The sequence below is a fragment of the Thalassobacterium maritimum genome (assembly GCF_031127805.1).
Lineage (GTDB): Bacteria > Verrucomicrobiota > Verrucomicrobiia > Opitutales > Coraliomargaritaceae > Thalassobacterium > Thalassobacterium maritimum.
The window spans coordinates 33,716-41,837 of record NZ_JARXHW010000039.1; the positions used below are offsets into that span (position 1 = coordinate 33,716).

At 51.6% G+C, this 8,122-nt stretch carries 5 protein-coding genes and 1 tRNA gene; 1 reads left to right on the forward strand and 5 read right to left on the reverse strand.

Annotation, left to right across the window (positions count from 1 at the left end; all coding sequences use genetic code 11):
- Positions 1–77 precede the first annotated feature (77 nt).
- From QEH52_RS14580 to QEH52_RS14600, 5 genes are all read right to left on the reverse strand, one after another.
- Positions 78–2,762, reverse strand: coding sequence for a response regulator (locus QEH52_RS14580; RefSeq protein WP_308951417.1), 2,685 nt, complete (start codon positions 2,760–2,762; stop codon positions 78–80).
- 283 nt (positions 2,763–3,045) lie between these two features.
- Entirely contained in the window at positions 3,046–3,936 is an 891-nt protein-coding gene (locus tag QEH52_RS14585; protein WP_308951418.1) for an alpha/beta fold hydrolase, read from the reverse strand.
- Complete coding sequence (locus QEH52_RS14590) at positions 3,933–4,973, reverse strand: 3-oxoacyl-ACP synthase III (RefSeq protein WP_308951420.1); 1,041 nt, start codon at positions 4,971–4,973, stop codon at positions 3,933–3,935. The genes QEH52_RS14585 and QEH52_RS14590 overlap by 4 nt, the downstream gene beginning before the upstream one ends.
- A 62-nt stretch (positions 4,974–5,035) precedes the next feature.
- Positions 5,036–5,917, reverse strand: a complete 882-nt coding sequence (locus tag QEH52_RS14595) for a YitT family protein (RefSeq protein WP_308951422.1) — start codon at positions 5,915–5,917, stop codon at positions 5,036–5,038.
- Between the two features lie 10 nt (positions 5,918–5,927).
- The gene (locus QEH52_RS14600; protein ID WP_308951423.1) at positions 5,928–7,835 is read right to left on the reverse strand and encodes a hypothetical protein; all 1,908 of its coding nucleotides are present in this window, start codon (positions 7,833–7,835) and stop codon (positions 5,928–5,930) included.
- Positions 7,836–8,041: 206 nt separating this feature from the next.
- Between QEH52_RS14600 and QEH52_RS14605 the strand changes: the two genes are divergently transcribed.
- Positions 8,042–8,122, forward strand: a tRNA-Leu gene (locus QEH52_RS14605).

Genomic DNA, 8,122 nt, shown 5'->3' on the forward strand with positions numbered 1-8,122 from the left:
TGCGCGGCTCCGAAAAACAAGCAGAACGTTTCCCAGCCTCCACTCACCTACGCTCATCTACGCTCATCTACGCTCACCTACGCTAAGCAGCTCTCAATTTCTGAAGCTAGCGTCTGCACTGCATCGAGTAGCGCAGCGGCATCGCCCTCTAATTGATCAATGTCCTCGGCACGACAAGTGACCTCTAAGTTTTCGGCGAGATTCATACAGTTCTCGCAAGCAAAAATTCCAGCCACTCCTTTTAGACTGTGCGCGACAAAAAAACAGTCTTTAAACGATTTTGCTTTAACCGCCTCTTTCAATTTCTCCATGTCCTTGGGCAAGGAGTTTAAAAATATCGGCGCCGTCGCAATAACGTCCTCTCGATCCTCATCCTGCATTGCTTGCAGCCGAAGTTTGAAGGCACTTGGCTCACTTGGCTCATTTGAGGCGCTAGATTGAGCTTTTGAGTGATTGAACTCAAAGTCGTCACTCGCGGAGCAGCATTCAGGATGAGCCAAGCTGGCATCTTCCAAAACTTGCTTGAGCACCTCCACACGAAAGGGCTTCGGAATATAATTATCCATGCCTGCATCGATACAAAGCTCTCGATCTCCTTTCATGGCATGTGCCGTCATTGCAATAATATACTGCCGCGGCAAACGACTCGCAGCTTCATGAGAACGGATCACACGCGTGGCCTCATAGCCATCCATCCCGGGCATTTGAATATCCATCAAAATGCAATCAAAAGCCTCTTGCTGCACCATTTCGACTGCTTTATGTCCGTTTTCAGCTAAGGCGACAGTATGCCCCAGCTTCTTCAAACGACGAAAAGCCAGATCTTGATTGATCGGATTATCCTCCACTAGCAGGATGTGTAAGGACTTATTCGTTTTTGCGACTTCGTAGGGAGGGCGCGTCGGCAAGCGCCCACTCGCCCCCGCCACTTCGAAGGTTTCGAGAATGACCTCTTGTAAAGTCGCCCGCTTGACGGGTTTCGACAAAGCACGCGACACACCAATCTCCTTAGCGCGCTCCGACTCCTGCTGATTCAACGAGGAAGACAGTAAAATCACTTCAGTCGTACGCAAATCCGAGCGTGAACGCACTAAGCTCGCAAAGTCCAAACCACTCAAGCCGGGCATTTGCTGATCGAGTAAGATCAGGCGATAGGCATCGTCCACCCGTATTGCTTCTTCCAACGCAGCGAGGCCGGATAAGCCATCGTGCACAACGTGGCTGCGATACCCCCAAGCGGCACACATTTGTTGATAAAGATCACAATTGGTATGATTGTCGTCAACGATCAACACCCGCAAGCCAGCCAACTCGGCATTGAAAGGAACCACTTGTGCACCCGAGTTCCTCGTAAGTTGGAATGGAACTTCAAACTGAAAACATGCACCCTGCCCGAGCTCACTGCTAACATTGACAGTCCCCTCCATCAAACGAACCAATTCGCGACAAATCGAAAGCCCCAAACCGCTACCTCCGTATTTACGGGTGGTTGACATATCCGCTTGGGTGAAGCTGTTAAAAATCGCATCTTGACGATCTTTGGAAATACCGATGCCAGTGTCGCTCACTGAAAACAAGACACGCACTTGCTCCTCTTGTAAGTCAATCACCTGCGCACGCAGCACAATTTCACCCGTATCCGTGAACTTCACAGCATTGCCTACTAAATTATAGAAGACCTGCTTCACACGAGTTGGATCTCCTAACATATACTCGGGTAGCTCGGCATCATAACTCACGACCAGCTCCAAGCCCTTCGCGCGCGTAGCAGGCGTAAACTCCTCAGCGACAGACTCGATCAAATTACGTGGGCTGAAATTGAGACTCTCCAGATTGAGTTGACCGGCCTCTATTTTAGAAAAATCGAGCACATCATTCACCAAGCTCAATAGAGTCGTGCCACACTGCAGAACGGTATCGAGGTAGCCACGCTGCTCGATATCCAGAGCAGTTTCACCACACAGCTCAGAAGCCCCAATAATACCATTGATCGGCGTACGAATCTCGTGACTCATGGCCGCTAAGAAATCGCCCTTAGCACGGCTGGCCTCATGGGCTTCAGCAATCGCACTGCGTAATTCTGACTCGGTGCGTTTCAAATCACTAATATCGCGCGCGACACTGAGCGAGCCAATAATGACACCTTCATCGCTGCGCACAGGCACAGTCGTCAACTGCAACCAATGTTTAGTACCATTTTGAAAAACAAAAAGTGACACCTCGTTGACGACCGGTTTCCCGGTCTCGATCATCCGCATATCAAGCGACTTCATCCAGGCCGCACTTTTAACAGAGACGAAATCTTCAATCTTGGTATCCACGCTGGGGCTGTATCCACTCACGGCCACCGCCGAACGAAACGCCTTATTCGCGAGAATAAAGTTCCCCTTCAAGTCGCGAAAGAACACATACTCCAAGGTATTATCCAACAGTACGCGCAACATATTCAACTCGCTGCGACTACTGAAGCGCACCTCTTTATTTACCAAGGGGTGCTCCAACACATAAAGCCAAACTTGGTCCGAGTCGTTCGACAAGCGCTCCAAAACAACTTCTACAGAACTAATCCCGTGTTTATTCGTTTGCGGATAGATACGCCCCGTCCACTTTCCCCCGGGTTTCAAAGACACGATCTTGACCTGAAAAGGTTCTTCAACCGAAAGAGTAAACAACTCTCCAGCAGCCAGCCCCTCGCGACAGCCATATACCACCCCCATCGTATCGTTCGCAGCGACAACTCGACCTGTGCTATACGAAAACACAGCGATGCCCCACGGACAATGAGCCGGTAATGAAATAAGGGGCTTTGAAGCTGCTGGCATTTAAGTAGGAGTAAATCAACGTAGTTTCCCAATACTAGGACACATGGCCAATAAGGATATTACCTTAGCTAAATCAAGTCTAGATCTAGATTAGGAACGATGCATATGGCATTCTAGGGACAATAAATCAACATAGAAGATCCATTAATAGGGCAAATAAGCAAAGCGCTCACTCAAAACTTCATCCGAACAAGCGAAGCACAAGCGCTAAGACTAAATAAAATTAAGCCTGCAAAAAGTGCGCAATATTTTGCCACACTCCATCGCCGCCATCTTCAAGAATGTAGTGCCCATGCTTCGAGTAAACGCACGACTCCGCCTGAGGAAAGAATTCCTTAAAACGCTCATGGAAGCGCATACTAAAACAAAAATCGCGCTTGCCCCAAACCAACTGGATCGGCTTACCTGCGAGTTTCGCCAAGCCCGTCTCCACATCGACTAAGCTCTGGTAAGAACGATGAGACGCACTCAATGGAATGTCTTTCACAAAGTTCCAAACTGCCACCCTATCACGCCAGTTACGATACGGCCACAATAAGCCGCGCTTCGCCGTGGGAGTAAGTGGTGTCTTGGCCGCCATCGTCGCGGCGGGCCCGGCAAACCCATTCAGCGCACGAATCACAAACTCTCCCACGAAGGGCACTTTAATCGCCGCGATTCGAAAAGGTATGCGCTTAGAACGAAATGCACCGGTATTCAGCAGCACCAACTTCTCGAGTGCATCGGGTCGGCGCCCCGCGACGCCGCAACCAATCGCACCGCCCCAGTCGTGCACGACTAGACTGAATTGCTCAATCGCCAAATGGTCGAGCAGTTCTTCGACATCCTCAATGCGCTGCTGCAAAGTGTATTTATAATCCTGCGGCTTATCCGAAAGGCCACAACCGATATGGTCCGGCACAATACAGCGATAGCCAGCGGCCTGCATAGTCTTCACCAAGTTGCGGTAGTAAAACGACCAAGTGGGATTGCCATGCAACATGAGCACCACAGGGCCAGTGCCCTCATCCAAGTAGTGCATGGTCGCACCAGACTTAAGATCGAACTCGTTACTCGCAAAAGGGTACTCTAAGCGTACATCAGCGGGAAGTTGGGTTGCGCGTGCGACAGTCATGATTGGGGCCACTCCACGGCCATCATTATACTACTTAAACCACTGCCAATTCCTAGCAGTGCGGCCTTTTGACCTGGGCTGTAAGCGCCCTGCTCCATTGCAGTCGCTAGCGTGATCGGACACGAAACCGAGCCGACATTGCCCAGCGTTTCAAAAGTGGTAAAATCTTTACTGAGGTCCAGCTCCAACGCCTTGAATAATTCACGCGTGTGCGCTTTGCCCACTTGGTGGGTAATCACTCGGTCCGGGGTGTCTGCGGTCCAGCCCGTGGCGGCCACAAATTGCGCCCAAGCACGAGTCGCCACGGCAATGCCCGCGACTAGCAGCTCCTCCGAATCAGTCAACATCTCCAAAGCATCGCCCGCGCTGTCCCCCTGACAGAGAGCATTGTGCGATGTATCCGTCTCCACCACAGCTGCCGTCATTAATGGACAGGACTTAGGCGCGAGCTCCTTGCGGCAAAGCACCGCTGCCACCGAACCGGCCCCAATCGTTAAATTGGCAAAATACGGCTTAATCGACTGACGTGTCAGCTCGGGATTGAGCAACTGCTGCAAGGTGTTCTCCACTAAAGGACGCCCATTCTCGCCGGAGCAAATCAAAGCGCGCTCAATCTGCCCACTCTCAATCATGCTGCCGGCCACCACCATGGCATTCAGAAAACCAAGACAGGCATTGGACACATCAAAAATTTGAGTATGACCCGGCAATTTCAGCAAGCCGTGCACATAGGCCGCCGTGGCAGGCTCCAGACGGTCGCGGCATACTGCGGAATGAATCAAAAGGTCGATTTGCTCGCGTCCAAATGAGGACTGCGCCAAGGCCGCTTCACCAGCTTGCGCCGAAGCGACGGATGCCGGCGTACCGGCCGGATAAAAACGGCGCTCCTTGATGCCTGTCATCAGCTCCAAGCGCCCTTCGGGCAGGCGTAAGCGCTGATAGACGGGGGCCAGCTTCGCCTCCACATCCGCCGAGGTCCAAACCTCATCCGGGAGCGCATACGCGATTGATTCGATGGCTACATGTTTAAAATTCACAATATAGGAGATACGCCAAGCGGGATAGGCGTTGCGAGTGAAAAGTTAGGAAACCATGCGTGTCAGGCAATCGGCGCGATATAATAGCGTCCGGAAATGCCTTCGATATCGTGATGATAATAAAAACTACCTGGGTCTGCTGCCTGTATACTCGCGACCATTTGCGGCAGCTCCTCATGCGTAATAATAGTCCGCACAATATGGCGCATTTCCCCGCGGTGCCCCCCAGTGCCCTCATGCACCGTATAGGTGCGGTGTGCCGATGCAGCAGTGATCGCATCTCCCACCGACTTAAGCTCGTTGGTGATGATCACAAGCATAGTGATCTTAAATTTCTTATAGAGATTATTCAGCGTTTCTGCCGACGCGAAGATATAGATGCAGGTATACATCAATGTGTTCACTACCAACTCAAACTCACCATTCTTGATGAGGTCCATATTCAGACCAAAGGTCGTAGAGATCACCGCCGCAATAATCGCGATCGAGCCAACAGGTTTCAAATATTTGGAAGCATAATACGCGCCCAAAATATCTTCGTCCCCAGTAGAGCCACGATGGGTAAAAGCCATCGCTTTAGCCACACCAGCCAGCAAGCCACCAAAAAGCACTAATATAATGCGCTCATTTGATGGATCGGGATCCGCAAATCGCAGTTCCGGCAAACAGGCTAGAGCCAACACCACCACCGACACCACCACCAAAGACCTTAGCGCAAAGACTCGACTCACGTGCGCAAAAGCAAAGCTCAGTAGTGCAGCTTGAAACACCATATAAAGAATGATGAACAGCCAATAGCTATCGTAGTAGTAGGAAAGCGCAGTCGCGATGCCCTCCGTGCCCGTCAAAATGACTTTTGACGGTAACACGAAATACTTCAAGGCGACTGCATACAGCACCCCTGCCAACACAAGAATGCCGTAGTCAGTCAATAAACGCCGCATGGAAGACAAACTAAGACGTCGCGCTTGGATCTACATCGGCCCCTGAAGAAGCGGATGACTGCTGTGAGGCATCCGAAACTTCCGTAGACTCCTTTTTCGCTACGGCCGGAGCCTGAGCTGCTGGCTTCGGCTTACGCACCCGCGCTTCCTTAGGCTTCGCCTCCGGCATTGGCGGCGCAGCAAAAAGACGACCATCCCCGTATTCGGTCACATAGCCTTCGGTAATCAACCAGCGCAAATCCAGCATCAACTGCCCAAGCTTCTTCTCGTCCTCAGCGCTCAAAGCAACCTTAGGAGTGGCATCTGTCGAAGCGGTGGCACCTTCAGCTAAGGCGGGCGCAGACTGCTCTGCCTCTGCCCCTGCAGACTGCTCTGCCTCTACAGACTGCGACTTAAGCTCGGCCGACTCAGTAGAATCGGCTGCGACAGCCGATTCCGCAGCTTGGGCAGTTTCAGCTGACTGGGCGGCCTGAGCCTCGGCTTCGCTTTTAGCCTTTGCAGCCGCTTCCACCTCCGCCTCGGTCATCTTAAGCGCTTCTGGCTTCTGCTTTTCTGTATCGATGCCAATGTATTCTTTCGGCAACTTAGATGCAGGCATGTCCGGATGCTTTTCAATAAACTCGATCAAATCACGTATCGAAATAGTAAATGATGTTTGGCTATCACGGAATTTACGTTTCACCGCGCAGACATAAGAAACTCCCTTGGAGCCCTTCTTATACACTGCGAACTTGTGGCGACGTAAGCGTCCACGAATATTATTCGCCGAATCCAGCGGGAAGTGCTTTTGACTTTCGACATACGCTTCCACCGAGCGACGGATGTCTCCCTGCGGTAAACGCTCAATATCGCGCCCCGCAAAGCGAATCGTCTCCCCCGAGCCGACGACTTTATCTTTACGATGCTGTAATAGGAAGTGGCGTGCCGCCTCTAAGCTCTCAAACGCTTCAGGCTCGCCTTCTTGACGATCCTTGACCGTATAACGCGCCCCCTTCTTCATCGATTCGAGCCATGCATCAATTTGCTCCTGCTCTTTGACCCCCTCCAACTTGGAAGTAAAGCGCTCAAACGACATGCCAGTGATGCGTGCGGCATAGTGACGTTGTAAAAACTCCTGATATCGGTGATAATTTGGCGGCCCGATCAGCTCACCCGTAATCGTGCAGCGACTGATCATTTGAAAATTCCCCTTAGGCGGATCTATTTCGATTTCTTCGATATCAAAGAAAAGATCGAGGTGATTCGAAATCACATAATTGATCGCTTCTTCTTCGCTTTCGAAAGGCAGGTGCCCCGGCACTGAATAATAGAGCTGTGGCGCTTCGCCGCTCTTTGTGGGCTTAGGCGAAATGACTACAATGTAACGATCTGGCTTCTCCAACAACAAATGCGCGATATCGAAAAGCTGATAGGTACGCGCACTGGAGCGTAGGCGATTAATTAAAGCCTCAAACGCCTCGTCCTGCGGATAGAGGTCGACCTTCACAGTAGGCTCAAAAGGAGCTGGCGCGCCATAACGAGCACCACGTCCCTCGCGTCCCCCACGTTCCCCACGAGCATCGCGCCCACGGCCGCCCTCGCGGTCGTCTCGGCGTCCACGAGCGCCACCGCCACCGGAACCACGGCGATCAAAACCACCACGCTCGCCCGATCCACCAGAACCACCAGAACCACCAGCTGCACCGGAACCACCAGGTCCACCCGAGCGTCCCCGAGGCGCACCACCTGAACGACGATCCCGTGAGCCACCGCCGCGCTTAGCTTTGCCCCCCTTGCCCGAAGAATCGTAATTCTTTTGACGAGTTGGTTTAGCATTTTCATCGGCCCAGTTGGGTCCGAAATCAAGGCCGGAGAGTGCGTTTAGGTCGAGTGCTTGTTTAGGAGCCTCTGGTTTGTTTTTTACTGGTTTTTCAGCCATAACGGTCTGGGATAAACGCGCCAATTGAAGCTTGGGCACGTGAGTTAGTTTGATGAATGCAGAGTTGATAGGGGAAAATTTTTCAAGATACAAGCATGTGAACTGTCTTTTTTGTAAGAAAAATTCTATTTTTTTGAAATTTGTGATTGATCTACAAAAAAACACACGTATCACCTTCGAACTTCGCTACGAAAACGTAGTCCATCGGTCGAGTGGTGGAATTGGCAGACACGCATGATTAAGGGTCATGTGCCGCGAGGCGTGAGGGTTCAAGTCCCTCCTCGACC